The organism is Haloferula chungangensis (assembly GCF_042664875.1).
Lineage (GTDB): Bacteria > Verrucomicrobiota > Verrucomicrobiia > Verrucomicrobiales > Akkermansiaceae > Haloferula > Haloferula chungangensis.
Genome location: NZ_JBHTBS010000007.1, coordinates 128,014 through 153,723 on the forward strand (window position 1 = coordinate 128,014; position 25,710 = coordinate 153,723).

20 protein-coding genes, 1 other RNA gene and 1 pseudogene are annotated in these 25,710 nt (G+C 57.6%); 6 read left to right on the top strand and 16 right to left on the bottom strand.

Annotated elements, in window-relative coordinates; genetic code table 11:
- Positions 1–98 precede the first annotated feature (98 nt).
- Complete coding sequence (locus ACFQY0_RS14000; RefSeq protein ID WP_379713483.1) at positions 99–1,625, top strand: FAD-binding oxidoreductase; 1,527 nt, start codon at positions 99–101, stop codon at positions 1,623–1,625.
- A gap of 84 nt (positions 1,626–1,709) precedes the next feature.
- Here ACFQY0_RS14000 and ACFQY0_RS14005 read toward each other — a convergent pair whose 3' ends face one another.
- The 4 genes from ACFQY0_RS14005 to ACFQY0_RS14020 form a co-directional block, all read right to left on the bottom strand.
- Positions 1,710–2,654 (bottom strand): endonuclease/exonuclease/phosphatase family protein, encoded by a 945-nt coding sequence (locus tag ACFQY0_RS14005; RefSeq protein WP_379713485.1) that lies wholly within the window; start codon positions 2,652–2,654, stop codon positions 1,710–1,712.
- Positions 2,651–3,715, bottom strand: coding sequence for a peptidylprolyl isomerase (locus ACFQY0_RS14010; protein ID WP_379713488.1), 1,065 nt, complete (start codon positions 3,713–3,715; stop codon positions 2,651–2,653). Before ACFQY0_RS14010 ends, ACFQY0_RS14005 begins: the two co-directional genes overlap by 4 nt.
- A 44-nt stretch (positions 3,716–3,759) precedes the next feature.
- The gene (locus tag ACFQY0_RS14015; RefSeq protein WP_379713490.1) at positions 3,760–4,920 is read right to left on the bottom strand and encodes a L,D-transpeptidase; all 1,161 of its coding nucleotides are present in this window, start codon (positions 4,918–4,920) and stop codon (positions 3,760–3,762) included.
- A 75-nt stretch (positions 4,921–4,995) separates the two neighbouring features.
- Positions 4,996–5,967, bottom strand: a complete 972-nt coding sequence (locus ACFQY0_RS14020; protein WP_379713493.1) for a KpsF/GutQ family sugar-phosphate isomerase — start codon at positions 5,965–5,967, stop codon at positions 4,996–4,998.
- Between the two features lie 101 nt (positions 5,968–6,068).
- Here ACFQY0_RS14020 and ACFQY0_RS14025 point away from each other — a divergent pair, with 101 nt between their 5' ends.
- Positions 6,069–6,779: a hypothetical protein gene (locus tag ACFQY0_RS14025; RefSeq protein WP_379713497.1), complete on the top strand. Its 711-nt coding sequence runs from the start codon at positions 6,069–6,071 to the stop codon at positions 6,777–6,779.
- A gap of 19 nt (positions 6,780–6,798) precedes the next feature.
- Here the strand turns inward: ACFQY0_RS14025 and ACFQY0_RS14030 are convergent, their stop codons facing one another.
- A complete protein-coding gene (locus ACFQY0_RS14030) occupies positions 6,799–8,622 on the bottom strand; it encodes a family 1 glycosylhydrolase (RefSeq protein WP_379713500.1) in 1,824 nt (607 codons plus the stop codon).
- Positions 8,623–8,792: 170 nt separating this feature from the next.
- On the opposite strand from ACFQY0_RS14030, the gene ACFQY0_RS14035 reads away from it, so the two are divergent.
- Complete coding sequence (locus tag ACFQY0_RS14035) at positions 8,793–11,177, top strand: FG-GAP repeat protein (protein WP_379713503.1); 2,385 nt, start codon at positions 8,793–8,795, stop codon at positions 11,175–11,177.
- Between the two features lie 25 nt (positions 11,178–11,202).
- Here the strand turns inward: ACFQY0_RS14035 and ACFQY0_RS21485 are convergent, their stop codons facing one another.
- The 4 genes and pseudogenes from ACFQY0_RS21485 to ACFQY0_RS14050 all read right to left on the bottom strand — a co-directional run bounded on the left by ACFQY0_RS21485 (position 11,203) and on the right by ACFQY0_RS14050 (position 17,132).
- Positions 11,203–12,126 carry an RluA family pseudouridine synthase gene (locus ACFQY0_RS21485; RefSeq protein ID WP_465262160.1) on the bottom strand — a complete coding sequence of 308 codons (924 nt, stop codon included), beginning with the start codon at positions 12,124–12,126 and terminating at the stop codon, positions 11,203–11,205.
- Positions 12,127–12,132: 6 nt separating this feature from the next.
- Positions 12,133–12,966, bottom strand: a pseudogene (locus ACFQY0_RS21490) (sulfurtransferase); the annotation flags it as partial.
- Between the two features lie 171 nt (positions 12,967–13,137).
- Positions 13,138–14,016, bottom strand: coding sequence for a carboxypeptidase-like regulatory domain-containing protein (locus tag ACFQY0_RS14045; protein ID WP_379713508.1), 879 nt, complete (start codon positions 14,014–14,016; stop codon positions 13,138–13,140).
- A 182-nt stretch (positions 14,017–14,198) separates the two neighbouring features.
- Positions 14,199–17,132: a hypothetical protein gene (locus ACFQY0_RS14050; RefSeq protein WP_379713510.1), complete on the bottom strand. Its 2,934-nt coding sequence runs from the start codon at positions 17,130–17,132 to the stop codon at positions 14,199–14,201.
- 567 nt (positions 17,133–17,699) lie between these two features.
- On the opposite strand from ACFQY0_RS14050, the gene ACFQY0_RS14055 reads away from it, so the two are divergent.
- Positions 17,700–18,428: a hypothetical protein gene (locus ACFQY0_RS14055; RefSeq protein ID WP_379713512.1), complete on the top strand. Its 729-nt coding sequence runs from the start codon at positions 17,700–17,702 to the stop codon at positions 18,426–18,428.
- Here ACFQY0_RS14055 and ACFQY0_RS14060 read toward each other — a convergent pair.
- The 5 genes from ACFQY0_RS14060 to ACFQY0_RS14080 form a co-directional block, all read right to left on the bottom strand.
- Positions 18,380–19,507 carry an SAM-dependent methyltransferase gene (locus ACFQY0_RS14060; protein ID WP_379713515.1) on the bottom strand — a complete coding sequence of 376 codons (1,128 nt, stop codon included), beginning with the start codon at positions 19,505–19,507 and terminating at the stop codon, positions 18,380–18,382. The genes ACFQY0_RS14055 and ACFQY0_RS14060 overlap by 49 nt on opposite strands.
- Positions 19,504–20,226: a M90 metallopeptidase family protein gene (locus ACFQY0_RS14065; RefSeq protein ID WP_379713518.1), complete on the bottom strand. Its 723-nt coding sequence runs from the start codon at positions 20,224–20,226 to the stop codon at positions 19,504–19,506. The genes ACFQY0_RS14060 and ACFQY0_RS14065 overlap by 4 nt, the downstream gene beginning before the upstream one ends.
- 188 nt (positions 20,227–20,414) lie before the next feature.
- An RNA gene (gene rnpB / locus ACFQY0_RS14070) (RNase P RNA component class A) lies at positions 20,415–20,805 on the bottom strand.
- 94 nt (positions 20,806–20,899) lie between these two features.
- On the bottom strand, positions 20,900–21,766 hold the full coding sequence (locus tag ACFQY0_RS14075) for a c-type cytochrome (RefSeq protein WP_379713520.1): 867 nt from the start codon (positions 21,764–21,766) through the stop codon (positions 20,900–20,902).
- A 120-nt stretch (positions 21,767–21,886) separates the two neighbouring features.
- A complete protein-coding gene (locus ACFQY0_RS14080; RefSeq protein WP_379713523.1) occupies positions 21,887–22,426 on the bottom strand; it encodes a DUF456 domain-containing protein in 540 nt (179 codons plus the stop codon).
- Between the two features lie 125 nt (positions 22,427–22,551).
- Between ACFQY0_RS14080 and ACFQY0_RS14085 the strand changes: the two genes are divergently transcribed.
- Both ACFQY0_RS14085 and ACFQY0_RS14090 read left to right on the top strand, forming a co-directional pair.
- Complete coding sequence (locus tag ACFQY0_RS14085; RefSeq protein ID WP_379713525.1) at positions 22,552–23,193, top strand: DUF4230 domain-containing protein; 642 nt, start codon at positions 22,552–22,554, stop codon at positions 23,191–23,193.
- A 2-nt stretch (positions 23,194–23,195) separates the two neighbouring features.
- Positions 23,196–23,429 (top strand): hypothetical protein, encoded by a 234-nt coding sequence (locus tag ACFQY0_RS14090; RefSeq protein ID WP_379713527.1) that lies wholly within the window; start codon positions 23,196–23,198, stop codon positions 23,427–23,429.
- Between the two features lie 75 nt (positions 23,430–23,504).
- Here ACFQY0_RS14090 and ACFQY0_RS14095 read toward each other — a convergent pair whose 3' ends face one another.
- Together ACFQY0_RS14095 and ACFQY0_RS14100 are read right to left on the bottom strand one after the other, a co-directional pair.
- A complete protein-coding gene (locus ACFQY0_RS14095) occupies positions 23,505–24,671 on the bottom strand; it encodes a pyridoxal phosphate-dependent aminotransferase (protein WP_379713529.1) in 1,167 nt (388 codons plus the stop codon).
- A 153-nt stretch (positions 24,672–24,824) separates the two neighbouring features.
- Complete coding sequence (locus ACFQY0_RS14100; RefSeq protein WP_379713531.1) at positions 24,825–25,673, bottom strand: 50S ribosomal protein L11 methyltransferase; 849 nt, start codon at positions 25,671–25,673, stop codon at positions 24,825–24,827.
- Positions 25,674–25,710 lie beyond the last annotated feature (37 nt).

The window sequence follows — 25,710 nt, forward strand, 5'->3', positions numbered from 1 at the left end:
CCTCACAATCCCTCCGAACTTTGATCGGGGTTCGAAACGGCGACACTCCTTGTATGCCAGATGACGAATCCTTCAAAACCTCAACCATTTTTCCGGTCGTGAAATTGCCGCCAAAACGCAACTCTTGGGTCGAACGCAACCGACCCGCCGCTCCCAATCGAAACACGCCCGACGTGAATTTTGACGAAGAAGCCTTCCGTGACCTCGACGACTCCGAGGAAGTTCTGCCGTTAACGGATGGACCCATGTCTTCCGAAACTCTCTTCAAACTGCTATCGCAGCAAATCGACAAACGCCTGATTTCCCTCAACACCGAGGACATCCAGGTTCATGCCACCGATAAGTGGTACGCCAGTCACCCTCCGGAGATCGTCGTGTTTGCCGAGTCCCGTGACGACGTCGTTGCTGTCCTGAAATTCGCCACCCGTCACCAGGTTCCCGTGACGACTCGGGGCGCAGGTGTCGGCTATGTCGGGGGATGCGTGCCGATTCGCGGCGGCATCGCCCTTTCGGTGGCGCGCATGAACCGGATCATCGAACTCAATCCTGCGGACGGTGTGGCCGTCGTCCAGCCGGGCGTAATCACCGGCGACCTGCAAGCCGCTGCCGCCGCCCAGGGCTGGGACTATCCACCCGACCCCGCTTCCCTGAAAGAATGCTCGCTGGGTGGAAACATCGCCACCAATGCCGGCGGCCCGCGCTGCCTAAAGTACGGCGTCACCCGTAGTTACGTCCTCGGCCTCGAAGTCGTGCTTCCCGATGGTCGCGTGATGCGCTGCGGTGGTCGCGTCCATAAAAACAAGACCGGCTTCGATCTCGTCGGCATCTTTACGGGATCCGAAGGCATGCTCGGCGTCGTCACCGAGGCGACTCTGCGGCTCGTTCCCAAGCCACCCGCCCGCGCCATGCTGGCCGCGGTCTTCCCCGAATTCCCGATGGCCGCCGCCGCCGTGCAGGCCATTCTGAATGCCGGCCACCTTCCCTCGGCGCTCGAGATTACCGACGGCTTCACCCTCGCCGCGGCCCGCAAACGGCTCGGCGCCGAGATGCTTCCCGACGGTCAGGCTCATTTGATTGTCGAGATCGACGGGCGCCCCAAAGGGGTCGCTGCCGAACTCGAAGAACTCTTCGACCTGCTCGGCCAGGTCGGAGCCACCCGCATCGACCGGGCTGAGGAAGAAGCTGCCTGCGAAGCGATCTGGAAGCTCCGTCGTGAGTTCTCCTACTCCCTGCGCGACACGGGTCTAACAAAGCTCAATGAAGATATCGTTGTTCCGCGTTCCAAGCTCGTCGATCTTGTCGACTTCGCCCGCAAACTTGAGAAAAAAACCGGAATCTCCATCGCCTGCTTTGGCCACGCCGGCGACGGCAACATTCACACCAATCTCATGGTCGAGGATTACGATCATCCCGCTGTCCGGATGAAAGCCGACGCCGCACTTGATCAACTCTTCGACTGGGTTCTGAAAAATGGAGGGGCCATCACCGGAGAACACGGCGTTGGCCTGGCGAAAAAGCCATGGATTAAAAAGGCGCTCGGTGAAGTGAACCTCGAGGTCCACCGGGCCATCAAATACGCCCTCGACCCAAACGAGACGCTCAATCCCGGGAAGTTCCTGGATTGAAAGTTAGCGCGCCCGATCTGAACGCTGCGGCGTGGGAAGTCCCGGTCCACGGTTGGTGAATTCCCATCACTCCCGGCTCTTTCATCATTCCTCCCACGCCACCCTTGCCCACACCGGATAGTGATCGGAAGCCTGAGCTTCCCGGGTCGCCGCCTTGCTGATCCCGGCGGCCATCAGCTTCGCGTTCCCGCTGACGAAAATGTGATCGACCTTCAGTCGATCCAAGCGTGTTCCCGCGTCCGCCTCCCATAGGTGCAAGGTCCGACGGTTCCGCTCGCTGCCTTTCAGAACCTGGTAAGGGTCCTTCATCGCACCCGGCCACGGACCTTCGTTCTTCCCTGCTAAATTCACCCGTTCGCCGACGAAATAGTCGACCGCCGGGTTGCCCCGCGTCGCATTGAAGTCACCTAACAGAACCACCGGATCTTCCGGATGTTTCCTGCCGTCGATCCTCGCCGCCATCATCGGAGCCGCGCGCTCGCGGAAGGACTGGCTGCGGTGATCCCAGTGGGTGTTGAAAACGTAGAATGAACGCCCCGTCGCACGATCACCAAGCCTTACCCAGGTCGCCACCCGCACCACGCTGTTCCCCCAACTCTTCGATCCCGGTTTCCCCGGTGTATCCGAAAGCCAGAAGGTTCCCTGATCTTCGACATCTGCGGCAAAGCGGTCCGCCTTCCAAAGAATCGCCGCATACTCACCGTCGCGCCTGCCATCATCACGGCCGACCCCGAAAAACTCGTAGTCGGTCATCGATGCCCGCAAATCCGCCGCCTGCCCATGCAAGGCCTCCTGAATGCCGAAGACGTCCGGATCGATTTCCCTCAAGCTTCTAACAACACGATCGACCCGATTCGGCCAGGATTTCCACGACTTGTCCTGATCCCCCTCGTAGCGGACATTGAAGCTGCAAAGCGTCAACTCGAGCACCCCGTCCTCACGCACGGCCACCGTCTTCGGCGGCGCCTCCTTTCGGCATGCGCCTGTCAGGAGCGCAAAAATCAGCGGAACCCAGCAAAAACTTCTCATTCGCCGCTGATCATTTCGGGAAAGACGTGCACGCCGATCTCTTCGCGTGATCGCAGGGCCTTGCGCAGGCGGTCGACCATGATCTCCCGCTTCGATGCCTCGATGGCGGCGATCACCTCGGCCTTCGCCTCTTCGTAGGAACGCTTCTCGGCGGGCTTCTTCTCGATCACCTCGACCACGTGCCAGCCAAGTTTGGTCCGGAGCAAAGCCGGCTCGCCCACCGGCATCGCAAAAACCGCTTCGCCGAAGTCCGCAGGCAAACGAGCCTCCGTCATCCAGCCCAATTCGCCACCCGCATCTTTGGTCCGCGGGTCCTCACTCAAGGTCTTTGCCAGTTCCTCGAAAGTCCTGCGTTGCGTCTTCAGATCATCGAGTGCCTTGTCTAGCGTCTCCTTGGCCACATCTGATTCATTGCGCAGCGTGGATTGGAAGATATGTCGAACTCTCACTCGCGGCGCCAAGGCAAAGTCCTCAGCATGCTTCTCGAACCACTCCCTGCCCTCGTCTTCTCCCACCACAATCCCATCGGCAATCCGGGTCTCGACATAGCGCAGCTGCTGAATTTTCGCTCCCAGCCTCAATCGCAATTCTTCCTCAGAATCGATCCCCTCTGCCGCTAAGTCCGCCTGCATCTCGCTCTGGTTCGGGTAGCGCGCCGCCAGTTTGGAAACGGCATCATCAATTTCCTCCTCGGACACGGGCAGCTCATCCGCGTTGTGCAGCGCTTTCACGCGGAGAATCTGGTGATCGATCAGATCGTTCAGAGCCGCAAGCCGGGCGATCCTTCGCTGGTCCTTGTTGAGATCCTCGATCTTCTTTCCTTCCAGCCACAATCGCTCCTTGGCCGCTCGCTCGACCTGCGGCAGATAGATTGAGTGTCCAAACACCCGAGCGACGACCCCTTGGGCCTTGGCTCGCTCAAGAGACTCCGGACTATCCGGACGCGCGGACTGGATCTTCCGATTCACCGGACCGTCAAAAAGAAAGAGGTCACCGGCCAAATAAAGCAGACCGGCCGAGTAGACGAAGACCCGGACGACGAAATTTTTGGCAGGGCGCATATGGGATGAACTCTGATGTCTCGGCCCCTAATCCAGACCTCCGCTCATCGGATCTCCACCGTCGCACCGGGTCGGATGAAGTCAGGAAGCCTCACCGCATCCCAGTTTGCCATCCGAATGCAGCCCGCGCTCTGAGCCCGACCAATCGTCTCCGGATCCGAGGTGCCATGCATCCCTATCCCGGAAACACTGAGCCCCGCCCAGATCACACCGACCGGACTGTTAGGCCCTGGCGGAATGTTCAGGTAATTGCTGCTCCGCCCCTTGCCGTCGAGCAGCGACTGGTCATAGCGCCACACCGGGAGCTGCACGCAGTTCTTCAGCTCCCAATGACCGAACTTGATGAACTGGGGTTTGCCGGGAGTGATGGGAAAGGACGCCACCAGCGCGCTGTTCGCCGTCACCAGGACCGGAGCATCAGGATCGGTCACCACCAGCGCTTTCGGAGCCGCTTCGTAGATTCTTGCCTGATTGATCTTGGTATCCACGACCACGTGGCGCGTCTTGAGCAGCTCCTCCGGATCATAGCGCGATCCTGTTAGAGCCTCGATCGTGAAGGGAGTCACGTTGGGAACAATCACTGACTTGCGTGGAGTCAGCCCGTAGGTTTTGCTCGAACCATTCAGGTCGATAAGAAACTCGACGTCGGTATGATAGCGCTCGGACATGAATTCCGCGTAGCTCCGATAGCTCATCCGTTTCTGCTTGGCCTGCTCGGACTTCTTGTAGGAAAGGCTCGTATTCACCCATTTCGTCGCCACTTCGGGCACGATCGCGACCGCAAAGGGATTCGGCACCGCCTTGCGTGCCGCCGCCATGACCGCGCCGAGCTGACCTGGCGGATGGCCATTGACCTCATTCCAGGAATTGACCGCAAGGATGGTGAAGCGTCCCGGCTTTCCATCAATTACCCCCGGACCAAAATGATTCTGATCGAGAAAAATCTGCAAGCGCACCGCATCGTCGCCGGTCGGCAGATTCGGCATGTCCGGCGAGTCGGACTGAGGATTTTTTTTGACCTCGGGAAGCTTCACCTCGCCTGGCGGCAGCGGTTTTGCCTCGGCCGCCCGCGGCTCGGGATCCACGAGCAGACCGGACTCAGGCGTGATGTCCGAGGGATCGACCGGCAGCGCACGAAGCACCTCCTCGGCAGAATGACTCGATAGGGCGGAAATGAGAAAGATACCCAGAAGTTGGCGAAACATGGTGAAAACAGGATTCAGGAGCGACGGCGGGAACATGCCAGCCCTACCCCCATCTGTCATGTGGATTTCCGCCGCTCAGACGATCTTTAGCCGTGCGAGGTCCTGAGTATCGACCAGACCGACCGGTTTTCCTTCCGCATCAAGCACCACGACGTCGTCGATGCGGTGCGAGCCAATCGTTTTGACCGCCTCTGCCGCCAGCGAATCGGCGGAAACGCAGATCGGCCCGCGAGTCATCAGTTCCGCCACCGGCTTGCCACCGACCATCGGGTCCGCCTGATAGCTCCGCGCAAAGTCGCCATGCGTAAAAATCCCCGCAAGCTTCCCATCCGCTGCCAGTACGACGCAGGCACCCGCCCGCGCCGACGACATCGCCACCAGTGCATCCTGCACCGAAGCCGTTTCGCTCACCTGCGCCAGTTGGTCATCGGCACGCATGATGTCTGCCACCTTTGTCAACAAGGCCCGCCCCAGGGCTCCGCCAGGGTGAAACCTTGCAAACTGTTCGGCATCAAAGCCGCGTGCTTCCAGCAGCACCATGGCCAGCGCATCACCCATCACCAGCATCGCCGTCGATGAGGAAGTCGGAGCCAGATTCATCGGACAAGCTTCGCGTTCCACCGAAGTATCGAGCGTCACATCCGAGTGCTGCGAAAGCGTCGACTCCGGCTTCCCGGTCAGCGCGATCACTTTCACATCGAAGCGTTTGATGTGCGGCAGCAGATCAAGCAACTCGACCGTCTCCCCCGAGTAGGAAAGCACCACCACCGCATCGCCATCCGAAATCAGCCCGAGATCGCCGTGCAGCGCATTCTGGGAATTCAGCACCACCGCCGTCGAGCCGGTCGAATTCAGCGTGGCCGCGATCTTGTGACCGATGTTCCCCGACTTCCCGATTCCCACCACCACGATCTTGCCTCGCGCATCGAGCACCACCTTGAGCATCCCGACCGCCCGGGCAAATGGCTCACCCAGCCGCTCCTGCATCGCCTGCAAGGCACCCGCTTCCAATTCAATCACACGCTTCCCGTGGGCCACCGCATCCATGCCGCCGATCATTCCGCCTCAGACCCCATCGGGCAAGCCAAGGAGTTTCCCACTTACGAATCATCATCGCCATCCTCGCTCCCACTCTCCAGAATCCATGCGTGGCCTCCACCGACTCCCTCATCGAACTCAAGTGCAAGAACTGTGGCTCGCAGCTTTCGCCGGAAGACATTTCGCCCCAGCTCGCTGCGGCCCGTTGCAAGCATTGCAACGCCCTCTTCGCCATCCCGACCGCTGCTCCCCGCGGCTCCGAACCCCTTCCCCGACCCAAGGTCCCGCTCCCACCTGGTTTCGAAATCCACACCGCGCCAAACGCCCTTCAGATCACCCGACGCTGGCGCAGCGGCATGGCCTGGTTTCTCCTCTTCTTCACGATCTTCTGGAATGGCTTCATGATCGTCTGGCACACCATGGCCCTCTCGAGCGGCATGTGGCACATGTCCTTATTCGGCATCATCCACACGGCAGTCGGGATCGGGCTTGCCTACACCGTGGCCGCTTCATTTTTAAATTCGACCGCCATCCGCTGCCAGCCCGGTTCCATCCAGATCGAGCACGGCCCTCTTCCCTGGAAAGGCAACCTGACACTCGACACCAACGGGCTGCAACAACTCTACGTCAGCGAGAAGATCAACCGCGGTAAGAACGGCAGCTCCACCAGCTATCAACTCGAAGCTGTTCTAAGAGACAAGCGCCGCAAAACCCTCATCAAAAACCTCACCGACCCCGACCAGGCGCTGTTCATCGAACAGGAAATCGAAGAGCTCCTCAAAATTCGGGATCGCTCTGTCGTCGGTGAATACAGCCGCTGATGCGCTGCTTTCCTCAAACTCATTCCGCCTCCTCCACGAGCTTCCTGAAAAGTCCGACCTCCGGCGTCGGGACGCGGCTCAGCGCCTGATCCTTGTCGAGATCCACGAAATAAAGCCCGAAGTCAGTATTTGGATCAAAGGCATGTCCCCACTCGCGGTTTGAGGTGATCGACCAGTAAGTGTAGCTCTTCACGGGTACGCCTTCCGCGATCGCATTCTCCACCTGTCTCAGGTGGGCCCTCACATAATCGCTGCGGCTCATGCCATCGGCATTCGGCACACAGCCATTTTCCACGATCAGCACATCCTGATCGGGAAACCAGCGATGAAAGCGCTTCAAGGCATGATACAGCCCCCGCGGCCACACCGGAGCACTGAGAAAACGCCCATGCGCCGCCTCCTCTAACAGGCGAAATCGGTTCAATCGCCAGCTCGGCAATCCCCAGTAATAATCGAGGCCGACAAAATCCTGTGCACCGATCGCTTCTTCCGGGCAAAGCTCGGCTGCCAGCTTTCCCGAGATCCCGAGATACCACCAATTCGCGTTGGCGATCAGGCTCGTAGTTCCCCAGAACCGCCACGCCCAGTTCAGCCAGGTCGATTTCGTTTCCAGAACCTGCAAACGATCCATCGCCCGCAGCTCGACCAACTCGAGACAGGATTCGTCTCCCAGCAGGTCCTTGGCAATCGCTCTTGCCAGTGATTTCTCCATTACCCCTGTCCCCGCCAGCAGGCCGATCCGCACCTTCCCACGACGTTTGACCCTTCTGAAACCGCGACCGCTGGACAGGTGATCCGGCAGACTGTCGCCCTTCTCAAAAACCTCGTGCAGTGACATCGGTGCCGCCTTTTCACGTGCCTCCGCGCTCGCCCCCGTGCCCCGCCACAGCACGATCAACTTATCGACCCGCTCCAACAATCGCGAGTGACCGTAAGGTGCTGCCACGACCCGACCGCTGCCACTTTCGTCGGCCCGCCCCTCCGCGTATGGGACACTCGTCTCGAAACGCAGAGCCTCCTGAGGACTGATCTCTCCGATCACCAGATCCACCTCTCCCCGCTCTCTAACAAGCGCCTTGCGGGTGGTGAATTTGAAAAGCGCCTCACTCAATCCGCGATGGCAGGCTCCCCAATCCATCAGCATCTGCAACCAAATCGGAAAGCCGGTCACCAGTGGATTCACCCCCACCTTGGCCCCCTCACGCTGCTCCCGGATCGCGGCACGCGCCCGTGCATGGGCCCGGAAAAGATTCGGCACCAGCTTCCCGACCGCCTCCGCCTCGGCATCCACCGACGACCCGCGCGGCAATCCCGGCGGCATGTAGTAGCGGTTCCGCCACCACGGCTTGATGTAGCCGAAGGTCAGCTGACTCGGTTCATTGAAGGTGATCCACCAATCCACCAGATCCCCCATCGCCTCCGCCGCCTTGGCTGCATACCTCGCGAAGAGTTCCGGAAACTCCTCGCCGATCATGCCGCCGTGATCCCGCTCGAGCCACAGCGGCCAGACGAAGTGGTGCAGCGTCACCATCACCTCCATCCCATGTCCACGCACACACTCCGCGACTTTTCGGTAGTGCGCCAAGGCCACCGCATCGAACTCTCCCGCCTTCACCTCGACCCGTGCCCACGCGATGGAGAAACGGAAGATCTTCATTCCCATCCCCGCCGCATTTGCGACGTCCTCTTCGTATCGGTTCCAGAAATCCGTCGCCTGACCGCGCGGTGTCAGCCCCTGAGTTCTTTCCCAGACATCCCACACGTCCTCCCGCGCCGGATCGTGGGCTTCCACCTGATGATCCGCATTCGCCGCGCCGAAAAGAAAGCCCTTGGGGAAACCCATGCGCCCCGAAACTATCCAGTCTCCGGCCAAAGCAAACCCTCAGGCGTGAAGAAATTGACTCCCTGCCGCGATTGCTCCGCCGACGCATGGCGAGCATATCGCCAACTGCCGGATTGAAATTGGCAGAGTCCCGGCAAGCTCTAAACTCCAACGAAGCTGCCAACGCCACGATGTCCTCCCTCTCCTTTGCCTCCTCAATCGTCTCAACTCTCCGCTGGCTGCCCCCCTTGGCTCTGAGCGTGCCCTGCGCCGCGCAGTCGCCATCATTCCAGATTTCCAAACCTCCGAATTTCGTCGTCGCGGAAATGGGCGTCCGACATGCACTGATGCCCTCTTATTCCACCATTGCCGATTGGATTCACCCCGAATCCGCTCTTGGCCGAAGTTTCAGGGTTACGCTCGTTTCCGCTCCGGATGGGCTATCCTTGTCCGATGATGGGGTGCTGGAATGGTGTCCTGGCACAGCCGAAATCGGCAACTCGGGTGTGGTCGAGCTGCGGGTGCAGGTGATTCAGAATGCCCTTCCAATCTTTGAGTGGACCGAGCACTTCTCCCTGCAGGTTCTCGCGGGGCTTCCTGAACTTGCAGACATACCACTTCAGGTAAATTATGAACGACTTCCCAGCGGCTGGAATAGCACCGTCTTTTCCGGTTATCAGCCGACCGATCGGGACAGAGACCAGTTCGAATGGTCTCTCATCGATCCCCCGGCGGGCGTCTACATCGACTCCCTCGGAGGAATCCATTGGCCGGATGATCGAGGCTATGCCCGCAGCGAACCCTACCGCTTTGGCATCCGGATCGACTACCGGACCCCGAATGGCTGGCTTCAAGATGAAGTCACCCTTCAGGTCCGGATCCTGCCGCAGCCAGCGGCAAACAACTACGGTGAGCTTCGTACTTCAAGTATTCAGACCTCGGAGTCGGCCATGCTTGGATTCTCCCTCGCCGCCACGGACGAATGGATCGCCGCCGGAGAACCATTCCCCAACACCACCCACCCCGGCCGCGTGAGGCTCTGGAAGCGGAATGAGCAAAACGACACCTGGTCCAACACTTTCGCCCTCCAGTCGGACGTCTTCATCGAGGGTGACGCCTTTGGAACGAGCCTCTCGCTCATCCCTTCACGCAACAACCAGCCCTCCAAACTTGCAGTAGGAGCGCCAGATTCCGCTCAGATCGGCATCCATGGCGAAACCATCGTATCAGTCGGTGCGGTCCACCTCTACACGACCGACTCCAGCAACAGCTGGAGGAAGGAAGCGACGATCCCAGCCCCACTCACTCAGCAGTCGCTCGATTTCGGATACGCCGTCTCAATGGATGATCAGACTCTCGTGGCAGGCATGCCAGGGCGAAATGCTCCCGGATACGACGCCGGTGCCCTAGCCGTTTATCGTCTTGCCGACAAGCACTGGTCCTGGTCCCAGACTCTACAGGCTGAGGTCCCGGCCTGGGGCGACCGATTTGGCGAATCGGTGTTTCTCGAAGAGGGATGGATTGCCGTAGGTGCTCCGGGAAATGACCGCATGGCAAACAATGCCGGGGCTGTTCACCTATTCCACGAAGTCGGGGGTGAATTCATCCAGCAACTGCAACTTCACGCTCCCCACGCGCATCCCGAGAACCACTTCGGCGAAGTTCTCCTTATGTCGGGCCCCTGGCTTTTTGTCGGATCATCCCGTGAAGAGGACCATCGCGGCTACGTGCACATCTACCATCGCTCCGACGGAGTTTGGAGCTTCCATCAAACGCTCCTCTCTCCCTTCGCTGAAGCTGGCTCCGGCTTCGGCACGGCGATCAGCATTTCGGACGATGTGCTGGCCGTTTCCGCCCCCGGCTACCACTTCGATCGCCCGGAATTCGATGCCAATCACTATCCGTGGAAAGGCATCACGCTGTTCCGTCTCTCCGGAGAGCACTGGGAATGGGAGCGGCAAGTGACCGAGTCCCCGGACGGCAGTCCGCCACGCCACACTTGGGCTTACGCCCTGGCTCAGATCGGCGAAGGTCGGACGGTGGCCGGCATCCCCGACCTTTCCCCGTGGGCTGATGGTGAGCCTATCGATCAGGCAGGTCGCCTGTTCTTGCACCGCTGGCCCGAGTTGATCGGCGATCCATTCATCGACGTTCTGGCGAGTCTCCCGGCGATCGATGGCCGCGCGGCAGAAGCTGATGACGACAGCAATCAGGATGGCATTCCCAACATCATCGAGTGGATGATGGGCAGTCACCCTGGTGCCGCCCCGACATTTTGGGAACTCGCGGTGCCGGCAAGCCGCAAGCCCTTCCTCCGCCGAAACTCGCACACTGACGCATGGGAATTCATGATTCCCCAACTCATTCGAGGCCTGAACAAAACGACCTTCATTGAAGTATCCTCCAATCTCAGCGACTGGACTCCTCTCAAAAATGTCCGCTGGGGTGCCTTGGAAGACGTCTATTTCCCCGGAAAGGATGGCTCACGGTATCATACCTACTTTCATCCCGTCACCCTTCCGCACGAAGCCGGAGGAGTATCCCAAAATCTATTCATCCGCTGGGGAGCGCACTGATGTCAGGCCGTTGATCTGAGAAAAGTCACGCCCACTTCGGACACTCCGCTTCAAATTGCAGCGCCTCACCCGTGCTTGGATGTTGGAATGACAACTTCCACAAATGCAGCCGCAGCGGTGGGGCCTCTCCGAAAGTCCGGCACTCGTCCACCCGGCCATCCTCATCACCCACAATCGGGAACCCGAGACGCTCGAGATGAATTCTGATCTGATTCGTCCCACCGCTCCGCGCCACCGCTTCTAACAGCGCCGTTCCATCCCCCCGTCGCTCCAGCACCTGAAAGTCCGTGCGCGATTCGAGGACGAGCAACTCCTCATCGTCCTTCGATCCCGTCTCCGCGACAACCGGAGAATCCGTGAAAAAGCGGTCATTCTCCGGATGCCCCTTTACCGATACGAGATAAACTTTCACCGCATCTCCACCGTCAAAGCGATCCATCAGAACACGACAGAAATTCCTCGTCCGGGCGAAGACCACCAGTCCCGACATCATCGTCTCCAGGCGATTCACTGCCCTCGGAACACGCGGCAGCTCGCAGGCCTGGTTCATCAGATACTGAAGCGTGTTACGATGAAAGGGACCAAACTCCGCCATCGGCAATGGTGCCGGCTTTCGCACCACAATCAGCGCATCGTCTTCATAGAGAACCCGAATGTCAGTCGACACCTCCGGTTCAATCTCCGGCGGGAAGACCTGAATCACCCGCTCTCCTGCGCGGACGATATGATCCCTCCCGCGCGCCACTCCACTGTAATTCACGAAGCGGCCCGCCTTGCACCATCCCTCGAGTTCCGCCGCAGAAACCTGCGGAAGCAAATCCGCCAAAGCGTCTAACAACTCTCGCCGATCGAGTCTCGCCGGAATCGTCACCACCCTGCGGTTCTCCTGGAGCACCGATCCCGGCAGAGGATCACACTGCGCGTCCAGCTTCGCCTGTCGTGACGCCACCCGTTCTGCAAGCTTCTCCGCCTCGTCGACATGACAGTGCGGACAGCTCTTTCCCTGCACATATCTCGGGTCCAGCTGCTCCTCGGTACTCAGTGGCTTGAGGCAGGCAAAACAGATCGCATGATCGCTTTCGCCCAAACCCGGGTCCACACCGACCCGTTGATCGAACACAAAACAGTCGCCTTCGTAGTGCTCACCCCCGCATTCCTCGAAATATTTCAGAATGCCGCCATCGAGTTGATAGATGTTCTTGAAACCCTCAAGCTCCATGAACGGCCCCGCTTTCTCACAGCGAATCCCGCCGGTGCAGAACATCACCACCGGTTGATCCTTCATCTCCTCCGGGAGCTTTCTCACCGCCTCGGGGAAGCCCCGGAAGGTCTTGATGTTCGGGTCGACTGCTCCCTTGAAAGTCCCGAGCTTCACCTCGTAATCGTTGCGCGTATCAAGCAAGGTCACCGGCTTTCCTTCGTCCAGCCACTTCTTAAGCTCCTTCGGCGCGATCTTCGGAGACGTGTAGTCCGCAGGACGCACCGCTTCGACCCCGAAGGAAATGATCTCCTTTTTCACCCGCACCAGCATGCGATTGAAAGGCTGGTCGTCACTCAGGCTCACCTTCGGCGTCAGACCCTCGAGACCCGGAATCGCACGGAGCTTTTCGAGCAAGCGGTCGATCGACTCCGCCTCCCCCGCCACGAACATGTTGATGCCCTCCTCACTCAGCAGGATCGTCCCTTTCAGCCCCCACCCCTTGCAAGATGCAAGCAGCTCCTCACGCAATGACTCCAATCCAGAAAGTGGCGCGAAGAGATAAGTCGAAATGTTGGTTACCGCAGACACGCCGAATTGACAGCACGAGAACGGACTTGGAGCAAGAGAATCGGTGTCCAGGTCCGCGCATTCACGACTTTCTCGGCTTCATCTTGATCCAGCTGAGTGGACCGCGTCTGTTTCCACAATCAGCTGGGGCGGCAGGGATGGGGCGAGATTGGCTTCCCCGCCAAGGCTGGGCTACTGGACGGGCTCCTCACTTTTTACCACATTGATGATCATTCTTTCCGTTGCGAGATTCCTGGAGCCAGGCTTCAGGTTGAGCCACGACTCCATTCGAAGTGGACGTCGGTCGGAGCCTCCGTCGATCTGGAACTGGATGCGCCCGGAGGTATTATCGGCAAATTTCACAAAGTAACGCCCGTCTCGAACCCGCTTCCATTCTCCACGCGGCAGCGTCGCCGGAAACTCGTAGCGGACGCTTTCCTTGTAGCCCGCCTCAGGCGCTTCGAATTCCAAGTCGCTTGGGTCCCACGCCAAACCGCCACCTGGGACCCGGATCTCAAAGCTCCAGTCGAACAGCTTCGAGTTGATCGCATTATCCTTCGGGAGCTGATTCCAGTTGCTCGCGAACCGAACTTCAATTTCATGCGCTCCCTGCCCTTCCTCGGAGTCGAGTGCGATCATTGTCGGGGTCCCGTCGAGAGGCAATTTCCAACGTTTCCTCGAGATATGGATCATGGGCTCGACCGGACCAATCTTCAGCAACTCAAGGACAATTGGATTCGAGGGATGGGCATACCGATCACCCGTTCCGCCGCCGCCCCGCTCATACCTGAGGATCACGGCTGAGGAACGAGCATTCATGGGTGGTATACGCAGATAGCCTTCCTTCTCCGCGGAGATTCCCAATGATTTCCCATAGAGTCCTTCTCCCGAGAACTTTCCATCCGAATCCGTAGTGATCACCTTCTTCCCATAAGAATCCTCGAGCCGATTGATCGGACTAAGTCTCACAGTGGCATCAGGCACCGGATCCCCAAACTGGTCCACCACTTTGCCATAAACCGTGATCGACGTATTCAGCTGGGAAATCAGTGATTCTAGATCTGTGGGCAACTCACTCTGACGGCCGGAAAGTGACCTTTCACCTCCATCTTGACGCTCAGCGGAGTTCGAAGCTACTGGCTCGTCCTCTAGACCTGACGAAGTGACGAGATTCATCAACCAGCCCACAGCAAGCGACAGAACCACTACAATGAGCAATCCGCAAACCCATGAATTTGAGCGGGTCGTCTTCATTACCTTCTCATTTCAAGCACCTCACAAAGCCGATTCCAAAAATGACTGGTGGACTGATTGCTCCAGCGCCATTGGGCGCTGTGCGTCACACCGAATCCCCAGTGTTTCGCCCCTACACCCCAGTCATTCATATTAACAGAAGAACTAATTGAACCACCAGTCCTTGAGTCCGACCCAGCAGCTCTGGTGAGAGACTTGGTAACATATCCGAATGCTTCCGGCGGAGATGTGACCTCTCGAGGATTGCCTCCCGGCGGAGCTTGAAACAATTTGTAGTTGATATTGGGTGCGATAGGAGACTCTTGATAGTAGTAACTCTTTCCTTTTGAATCCGGCTTGAAAAACCGATTATTGTCAATCCACGCATCGAGCGCCTCATCCTCGCTGAGGTAAAAATTAATCATTTGTGGATAGCTAATTCCGTCATGGAACTTGCTTCTGAGACCGTAAGAATTCCTAATCTTACTGGAAGGATCGGTATCAGGAGTTTTGCGAGCGCCAAGATCACTCCAGACTGAATCCCATGGCTTTCCGGTGATTGGATCGAGCCTTAAGTAGTCACCAGAGTCATAGGCCATCGCAGCCATTGCGGCATTGCAGAGAGCATAGCGCTGCACTGACATTCCGCCTCTTAAAGCTGACCCGACAGTAACATTACCCATACTGTGAGCAAAGATGCTTCGGTTTCCCGAGTTCGGAAGATCGTTCACCCACGAAGCTAGAGCAGGACCACACAACCAGGCTCTGTATTCACTTGCATTATAGGTAAATCCGCCAGGAGGAACCGGAGAGTGTGTCTCCTGCCATTCATCAAACTCATTATTTCGGAATACCGTATTATCCGCGCTGTAGGTTGCCCAGCGAAAGGAATAGAATTTCCCCTTGAACCCTTGGTGCCAGAGCCGTTTGTAGCTAGTCTGCGCCCAATTCAGATAGTCATAGTAAGTTAACCTCCATCCGTGCACGAAAATCACTGTGTTCTCATCAGCCCCGGGATCCTCATCGTAGTTCCATTCCCACGGGTCCCATTCCCAAGTCTGGACTGGCGGAGTATCGTCATTCCATGGATGAGGGATTTCATCCGCTTCATTAGCAATCCGTGCCCGCTCAAACATCTCTCGGACGTCGAGTAACTTCAGGTGGATCACAGGACCCTCGATCTCGGATCCTTCTTCACCCTTCTGCAAGATCAAGGCCAGATTCCCCATCCCCCTGCTGATTCCTTCAAAGATCAGGTGAGCCTCGGTGTCGTCGCGATCGGACCAGTACGAGCTCGGAATATATAAGGCATTGCCATTGGTCGTGCCAAAGGGCCTTTCAGTAATCTGCCTTTCGGCAGCGGAACTCTCGTCCAAGAAGGAGTCTTGCCCGGTATCTGATTCGTTCGGCCAGACCCGAATGGCGGGCGATTGCCCCCCGGCACCATTGAGCTTCAAACCAATCCTCCACTCGCCACTTCTTAATTGCCCGAGTGGGAGACCCACTGAGAGGCGAATGCGCGTAAAATCCTCGAGATCTCGCTTCGTGGCGATCACCTGATCTCCGGAATCAGGCGTCGTGACCCTCGGAGGTTCATCAACCTCCACATCGTCCTGATCATTGTTCACCCAGAAGCGGAAGGGTGCTTCAGAAGTTGTGCGATCTTCACCGTCAAATGTAATTTCTCCATTACGGTCTGAATCCACCGCAATCTCTAAGGGCACGAGACTGACGGTCACTCTCCTACTCCAATCGTCCACCCCAGGTGGAAATCCATTCAGATCTGGTTCCAAATCAATCGGATTCGAGAGCGTGTCTACTGAACTGATGGAAACCTCCTCAGGATTCATTGTAGGCTCTAGCTCAACATAATCTTCTAACTCACTGTTCCAATATGAACGTGTCGTGAGCTTGAATACCTTCATAACAATCGCCTTCTTCGGCTCTGGTCTCGTCTCCATCCAGCAACGCCGATGAATGACGGAGCCGGAAAATGGGTGGAAATCCTTATTTAGGAATGCATATACAGAATCAGCCTTGTCCATCGATGAATAGAAATATCCATCAGAGAACTCTTCCGGGAACGGCAGCTCCGTTTTCAACCAGCGGACCAAGTTTGGGTATCCTTCATCCAAGTCCAGTTCAACTCTCCCACCATTCCAATCTGAGTAGGCATAGGCGGGCGTTCCGTCCGGCTCCCCCCTCTTCGAAACAGCTACCCACCGTGGAGGAAACGAATCATCACTATTAGGATCATGACCGCTTTTAACTTCATCACCATCCAATATACTATCGCCGTCGCTATCCGAATCGTTGGGATCGGTCCCAATTTTCGCCTCTTCTTTATCTGACAAACCGTCGCCATCAGAATCCACCGAAACTCCTGGCTCCGTGTTTACCGGCAAACTTCCGAAGTCAAGGGCGAACACGGCCTTGAGCTGACCGATATTCGCAATGGCATGATTCTCGTCGTAGCTTGTGACCAAAGACCAAGGGAAGTAGTTGCCGGAATTGGTGATATCCTTAGTCTGATTCTTGTTCAACTGCGCTTCAAGCCAGACCGGATCGACATTATGCAGGGTTTTATAGAATGGTGAAGCAACAGCTTTTAGCTGCCCTACTAGAAGGGGGGCCCTCTGATCCTCATACCAAGCCGCATCGGGCTTTAAGGGCTTCGCAGGGAAGAGATCATCAAGTGAAAACTCGAGTCCCTCCCCAGGAAGGACAGAATCCAACTCCTCGTAAGCTTTGGTTGCCATCCACTTCGCTTGGCCAATATTCGCTGGAGCGTAATTATCTTCCACCGCATTCTCATCAATAACACTTCGAGTGTCCCACCAAAGAGTATTTTCAGCCGAAAGTGATAGAGAGGATAAAATAATAGCAATCCGAGAAACAAACGCCACGGCTGGTCCCGTCCGGATGTGAGGAATCGAATGAGTTCTATATTTCATTTTTCTGCTTTCTTGTCTCGATGTTCAATCCCCATTGTTTCGATCAATAAATACTCGGGGGGATCCGCAGTCCCAGAGCCGGAAATTACTCTCTCTACGAACCGGAACATCAACCAAGCACTCATTTGGAATAACGAATAATCAATTATTACAAACAATGATTTCTCACTTTCACCTATCAAAGATCATATCGTCGGTACAACAGCAAGCCAAAAGTCACTTTTTGTGTGCATTGCGCTAAATCGAAGGGCCCGAGCGGAGTCTCCGCAAGGAGTTGAGGTCTATCGCTGTGTCAAAAAGAACAACACCCGGATGAGATCTCTCACCGGGCTTATAAGCCAGAAGAGCTAGAATAAATATCTGGAGAGCCGCCGAGCGTGGCATCCAATGAAAATTGACGATCGACGAAGTCAGCGACCCGCTTTCTTGCGGCGTAAGCATACGTTTAAGGCGCCCAACGGTAAGGTCAACTTGGCGTGAAGACCCAGAAGCGGGGCTCGAAGGTAATCTACAGAGAGGCATATATAGTCGTGATTTTCGAGTTCTTGAATCGCGCAGAGTGTTCCTGTGGCAAACTCGTCAAACGACTGTTCCGCTCAGGCGGGCGAGAGCTATGGGAGGCGACACGGAAAACTGCAGGAGGGAAGTTACCTGATGGACCGCCCGGTACCCGTTCACGGGACCTTCTCGCAAGCTTACAAGAAGAACGACCGGTCGCATGTGGAGCAGAGGAATTTCACTCATGTCCGACCGCTGTTAGACTACGGGCGCCATGGCGACATCCGTCTCGTGGAACTCGTTAACGACCTCTGCGGCACCGTCTGGCTGCCACTGCGCAACCATAACACCCCGGTGATAAAGCTCGTCGAACGAACCCGCTCGGGCAGCAAGGTGACGAAGAAATGCGGAGAAGCCTTGGCTCCATGGGACCGTCTGTTGGGCTACACCCCTTGTTCCAGCGCGAGCCAAAGTAAGCTTCGTGCTGAACGGAAGCACCTCGATCCGCTGGAGCTCCCTGAGCAGATCGATGAGAAACTTGCGGTGATATTTGAGATCCTCAGTTGGCTGAAGGAAGCCGAAGTGACAGCCGACCTCCCATCGAAGGCGATTGATGGCTCCGTATGTCTTGTCAAAGTGGCTAGAAAGAAGCCAAAACCAAGTAAGTCCGGGTGTCATGAAATCCCGCATAACGACCGCACCTCCCCGGGGGCATCCTTCACAGGCACAACACGCCCGCCTTGCGCCTCTCACCAAAACCCGCCCGGTCCGCTACCTCGACCTTTCTCGGGCTGGTGACCTTCGCGACGCTCGAAGAACAAGGTGAACTCGTTGCGATTGTAGGTCAGATGAGTCGCTGCGATCAACTTCAGCCAACCCTTGACCGCTTGATTCAAGGCATTCTCAAAGTGTTGATTGATTCCCGCGTAGCTATCCACTCCAGCCGTCTTCAGCGTGAAAACCACCAAACCTCCCGGCTTCAGACTCTTCGACAAACGTATCACCTGGCCCAAGGCGATCGGAGTCTCGCCATTCATGTCACAGAGCAAGGCATCGAAGCTCGCCCTCGCCGATGGCTCAAACTCCGCGACATCCGCCTTGATGAAATGAAGGCCGCGATGCTTGTCGAGCCGCTGGTCGAGTGGTGCACGGTCAATCGCCGTGACTTCATATCCTCTTTCTAGCAGCTCCGAACTCATTCCGCCGGGACAAGCGCCCAGCTCCAACCAATGCCCGCCCTCGGGTGGCACCGGCCGATGCAGCGGCAGGTAGTGAAGCGCCTCGGCGATCTTTGCTCCGGCCCGACTAATGGTGTGGTCCGCCTTCTGGCTGATGAACTTCGTGCCGCCCGGATAAAATCCATTCGATCCCTTCGGACTCTGCACGCCGCAATACAATCCCTCTTTCCCGACCATGCAGAAAAGCGACGACTTTGAGGCATCCTGCTCTTCGACTGACTTGAAACCCTTCGCCTCTTCATCGAAGATTTGCAGCGTCCGCCCTCTCAAGTTTGTCGCCAGCGCCTTGTAGTAACCATCCCGTGCGCTCGGATCGAGAATCCCGACGAACACTCCTTGCAGCCCCTGTCCTGAAAACTTGCGGTGCAAGGTCTGCGCCGCCTTTTCAATGAATCCCTCCATCTTCTGTGGATTGCATGGCCAGACGTGACTCATCGGCAGATTCCAGCGAACAAAGTGGGAGGCATCCGATCCCTGCAGACGTGAGGGATTACGACACTGAATCAGCGTGTACTCCTCACCGAGGCTCTTCACCTTCTTCGCTTCCAGACCTGCAATCACGTCATCGGTGAAATCAGCAAAGTGCTTCGAAATACGGATCAGCCACGGGGACTCTTTTGGTGTTTCTTCTGTACTCATGGCAAGGGGCCCCAAATGGTTTTCATCAATGCAAAAATTTCCGGCTCGGCCTGACGCAAGTCATCGCGGTGGAAGGGATAGAAATCGTTCAGACCAAAGTAGGACTCGGTCATTTCAGCAAAGAACTCTTTCTGATTGGTCAGAGCATAGTGCGGAATCTGCTGACCATTGATGTGCCGGACCTTCTGATACTTCCCGCTTTGGCAGAATTGTTTCCAGGCCTGGAGAATTTCCTCTTTTTCAAAGCCAAGCACCTGGTCGTGATAGGCGTGCGCCAGTTCGTGCAGGGTCGCCCACGGTTGGGTGTGATGATGCCGTGCCGAGGAAAATTGGCTCGCATCCGGAATGTGAAAGCCTCTCGCCATCGCCGGATCGTAACCCTTGTCCTTCAGCCAGCTTTCGCTCGGATGATACTGCATCGATTTCAGCGCCCCGTGGCTGAGGTCCAGCCAGATCGGCACCTCCTGCAATCGGGCCACCTTGTCCGGCGGAAGCACGATCACGATGTCCAGAAGCCGTCCCTCTAACAACTTGAGTGCCTTCGTCCCCAGCTCGCGTTGCGGCCCCTTCAGCAAACGTTCATCCACCTGCACTTTCCAGCCCTCGACATCCAGGACCTGATGGCGCGTGGGCTTCGCCGGGAGATCATCGTCCGCACGCGTTCCCACCATCCCCGCGAGGAAGAGAAAGACGATGGCGATGGGGTGCTTGGCAATCATGGATGTCGCCCGGCCACCATCACCACCACCAAGAGCGCGACAAGCACTTTCCAAGTTCAATCCCCCAAGGAGCGGTCGGCTTGCAGCCACCGGGCAAGCCCGGCCGAAACACCCCGGGCAAAAGCAACTCTCCCGGCTCAAGTCATCCACCCCTCGGGGCTTGAAAAGCCCCGCTCCTTGAGGGGAAAAGCGACCGCTCCCCTGTAAGCCGGATTCTGTTCCTCCCGCCTATGCGGGATTCGACGATCATTTCTCTCCCTGCCGAGGCAGGAGCCCGCCGAAGCGAGCGGCGACTAATACCCGGGGTTGACGAGCGGGCAGCTCATCCTCTGTTCTGTCTTGCACCGCGCGGGGTTTACCGTGCCACCGTTGTTACCTTCGGCGCGGTGGGCTCTTACCCCACCCTTTCACCCTTACCTGATCCCTTGCGGGCCATCGGCGGTATGCTCTCTGCTGCACTTTCCGTCCCGTGGCTTTGAAACCCCGGTCCCCCGTTTTCACGAGGCACGCTGCCCTATGGTGTCCGGACTTTCCTCAACTCCCCCCGAAGGAAAAAGCTGCGATCGCCCGGGGAGCGGCGGCCAGAAACTAGCCGTCAGCCCCAGCGATGCAAGACGCAAAGCCTCCATCGGAAATCCCTCGTGCCGTCGCGTGATTGACGGTCCGCCTACCACTACTTCAACGAACCAAGGTACTTCCACAGGGCCGTGATCTCTTCCTCGTTGAGCTGTTTGAGGAGGTGGACGGGCATGGGTGGGCGCATGGCGACACCGGTCGTCGGTGAGGTGCCGGTGCGAATCATCGTGGTGAACGATTCCAACGACCAAACCGGATCAGCTCCGAGACGGATGTTCGAGGCGGGAGGCCATGACGGGTCACCGCCGGGAATCGGACCACCCTGAAAATCCGCTCCATGACAGCCCGTGCAGGACGCCGCCAGATAGCGACCAAATTCAGCGGTTCCGCCTTCGGCAGGCTTTTCGGCAAATCCCTGCTGGAGATCGATGATCGATGCCGGAAACATGATCGGCATCTTGCCAAACACCGCAAGAGTTCGGGCGACTGGCCCGAAAGAGTTAACATGCGGAGTCGATTCGACCGCGGGAACGGAACGCAGGTAGGCGATCAGTGCGGCAATATCTCCTTTGCTGAATCCCACATATTCGAATGATGGCATGAAGTGCAGCGATCGTCCTTCCTGATGGATTCCATAGCGAATCGCCCGCGCGATCTCCTCGTCCGACCAATCCTTGAGCGCGAAGGGCGTGAGATTCGGACCATGAATCGATCCCATGGCCCCATTTTCCATCACTTTCGCGCCGGCGAGATTCTCGCCATGGCAATCGATGCACCCGGCCCGCACCGAATAGATCCGCTCGCCAAGCCGCGGGTCCGCCGTTTGCACATCGGCTGATATCGTGAAATCCGCTGCCGTGTGCGGCTCGTTGGCCATGCGATTGAACCGATAGGCAATCAAGGCGGCCACTGCCCCTGCCAGAACCAGCAAAAATATCAAGGCACGCAGAATGATCCGTTTCATAACATGTAGAGCCTGAAGATTCCCTCACTGATGATGCTTCGGGAGATATTCCAAATCGGCGCGAAAAAGACAAGATGGATTCCGGCCATCGCCGGGCCATGCTCGAGACCAGCCCGGCGCCTAATGGACAAAGAACACGTCTGAGAAAAACCAGATGATCATTACCAGGCCGACCATCACCTTGACCACCAGGCCGGCCATGGTGCCGACCGCTGAGCCGACACCCGAGACCATCGCGGGCTTGTGCTCCTGCTTGGCGAACATCGCTTCAAAAAGATAGGCGCCGAACAAGGGTCCAAGGATCAGCCCGAAGGGCATGAAAAACATTCCCACGATGCCGCCGACAATGGCGCCTCCCGCCCCCCACTTCGTTCCGCCGAACCATTTCGCTCCGGCCGCTCCGCTGACAAACTCGAACACCTGAGAGGCGATGAGCAGCAGCGAAATAGCGCCCACGCTCCACCACGATAGGCCCGCATCCGGCCCGAGGATCCAGCGATAAGCCACCGCCCCCATCAAAATCACCAGATGGCCCGGAATCACCGGAACAATGCAGCCCACCAAACCCATCACAAAAAGACAGATCGTCATCAGCCAGACGCCGCCGGCGCCGACTTCATCCCATCCACCCCATCCGCTGATCGCGTCCCACATCGGCATTGAAGTAACCTGACCTCGATGCAATTGCAGGTATAAAAGCCGCCCAGATTCCCATCCCCCCTCCATTCCAAGATCCGCTGGGAAATCCAATCGCATCAAAAACCATTCATGATAGCTTCCCGTCGATGTCGCACCACCCCGAGCTCTGGAAGACCGTCCGCTGGATTGCGTTCCTCGCAGCAATTGTCGCACTGGGTTTTCTCGGCGTGAAGATGATCGATCGCAACATTGCCGGAGCCTCCAACGGTCTCGACAAAATCCTTGGCGCCCTGACCAACTCCGACACCCGAATCGTCGAAGGCCGCGCCGTCATTTCCGAACAGAACGAGATCAGCGAGCTCTCCCTGCTCGAGCTCCGGATGTCGGCCACCCGCAGTTTCGAGCACGAAAATTACGTCCTCAAATATCTCCCGACCGGCACCAAGAAACTGATCGTCCGCGGCGACTACCGCATCACCGCCGGCTACAAGCTCAAACCCGGCGTCTCGCTCGCGGTGGAGGGCGGGGTGCCCGTCGCGCGTTTCCCCGAGGCGGAGATCCTCGGCGTCGAACTCATCGATTTCACCATTCTCAGCGAAAAAGACGGCTGGGCAAACAGCATCACGGCGGAAGACCGCGCCACCCTGCTCCGCGAGCTCCGTCAGCAGATGCGCATGGAGGCCGAAAAGAGCGGCGTTCTCGATGTCGTCGATGGCGCTCTGCGAACCCGCATGAAGGACCTCATCGGCAGTGATCAAGTGCGCATCGAACACGCAGAATCCCCCTGATCATGTTCGACGACATCCATTTCCAATCGAGGCTCAACGATCTCAGTCATTCCCCGCCTGATGGCAAAGGGGGCACCGCGAGTCTGGCCTACGAGATCAAACAACTCCGTCGTCTTGTTTCAAAAATGGCCCTCGCCAATCAGGCTCTCTACGAAATCCTGCAGACCAAAACGGGCATCAGCGACGAAGAACTTCGCCTCAAGATCCGCGAGATCGACAAGCGACCGGACCGCTGACTTCAATCGGCACCCTCCAAAGTAAAAAAGCCCGACCTCCTCTCGGAAGCCGGGCTTTTCAAAAACTCAATCAGCTCAATGCTCGCGGCAGAACTGCTCGAAGCGGGTCAGTCCTTCATTGAGCACATCAAGCGTGGTGCAGTAGCTCAGACGAATGCCGTCGTCATAACCGAAGGCAATGCCCGGAACCGCCGCCACCTTGTAGCGGGAAAGCAGCTTGTCGCAGAGGTTCTGTGACTTGATGCCGAGCTGACCGGTGTAGACGAAGAAGTAGAACGCACCCTCCGGCTCGATCACGCGCACATTGTGGATCGCCTTCAGACGGGCGAGCATGAACTGACGACGGGAGTCATACTCGTCGCGCAAATCGCTGAGGAAAGTCTGGTCACCCTGAAGGGCTGCAATGGCCGCCCACTGCGCGAAGCTCGTCGCATTGGACACGGTGTGATTCTGGATCTTGTCGATCGCCTCGGCGAGCGCCGGGGGAGCGGCCGTGTAACCAAGGCGCCATCCGGTCATCGAGTAAGCCTTCGAGAAACCATTCACGGTGATCGTCAGGTCGTAGAGTTCCTGGCTGAGCGAAGCGATCGAGACGTGCTTCTTATCACCGTAGATGAGCTTTTCGTAAATTTCGTCGGAAAGGATCACGATGTCCTCATAAAGGGCCACTTCGCCAATCGCGCGGAGTTCTTCTTCCGTGTAGATGGCACCGGTTGGATTCGACGGCGAATTGATGATCACCATCTTGGTCGCAGGCGTCATCGCTTCCTCGAACTGCTCGGGAGTCATCTTCCAGCCATCCGATTCCTTCGTTTCAACGATCACCGGCTTTCCACCTGCGAGACGAACCATCTCCGGGTAGCTGACCCAGTAGGGCGAAGGGATGATCACTTCGTCGCCTTCTTCAATCACGGCGAGAATGGCATTGTAGCACGCCATCTTGGCTCCCGAGGTCACGCAGATCTGATTGGCCGCGTAGTCGAGATTGTTGTCGTCCTTGAGCTTCTTCGAAATTGCCTGGCGAAGCTCGGGGATACCACCGGATGCGGTGTACTTCGTCTTGCCTTCCTGGATGGCGACGATGCCGGCAGCCTTGATGTGTTCCGGAGTATCGATGTCCGGTTCACCACCAGCGAGCCCATAGACCTCTTCGCCACGGGCGATCATGGCTTTGGCCTGGTTGGTGACGGCGAGCGTGAGCGAAGGATTTACTTCGGCGATGCGGGATGAAATGGAGTCCATGAGAGAGCGCGAATGATGTTTCTACCCGCCGGAAACGGCGACAGCTCATTCATGTCACCCCCCTCCGGCAAAGCGGGGCGCTTTTCTGCACCTCGCCCGCGATCCGCGCAAGTGAAATAGAAGGCTCGAAAGCTCCGTCCTCCAGAACTGGCCTCAATCGACCAGATCCTTCATCCAGCCGCCCCTTGCCGTGACCCATTTCCCCTTCCTGACCACCGTCGGAAAGCCAAAGCCGTGGCGAGCCCCGGCCTCGAAAACCTCCCAGGCCTGGCTGGCCAGAATTCCCGACAGAATCAGGTCGCCGCCTGGCTTCACCAGCTTGGAAATGACTGGAAATGCCTGAATGAGAACGGTTGAGAAGATATTTGCCATCACCACGTCGTACTTCTTGCGCGGTTTCCATTTCAGCACATCCACCTCCTTGACCTCCACCCCGAGCACCCCGCTCCTCTCACAGTTCCGCTCGGTCACCTTCACCGCGAAAGGGTCGTAGTCGCAGGCAAAAATCGGATCCGCGCCGAGTTTGCCGGCTGCGATGGCCAGCAAGCCCGTGCCACTCCCCAGATCGGCGCAGGACCATCCGGCTCCGCGCTTTTTCGCCACATCCACCAGCAACCTCAAGCAGGTCGAGGTCGTCGCGTGGTCACCGGTGCCAAAGGCCATCTCCGGCGGAATGCTCAACACCTCGCGCCCCGGATGGGCCATCGCCAGTGCCTTGAGCGCCTTTTCATCCGCTTCTTGGGTGACCACAAAGCGATCCCGGATCTTCAGCGGCGGCGGCACCTCGGCGGGCTTCTGCCAATCCGCATTCTTGAGCTGCTTCACCCGCCCGCCAAAGCGGGCGACGATCTCCTCCGCATCCTTCTTGCTCTCGCAGAAGACTTCCACCCTCAGGGTCTTGCCGCCCTTGAGCACATGGATCACCAAATTCGAGTTCCCGTGAAAGCGCTCTTCCCAGGCATCCAGCCACTTCGAGGCCGACAATTTTTCCCAAACCCACATGCGCGCGATTTCGCACGAGTCGCTACCTTTTCGCCAT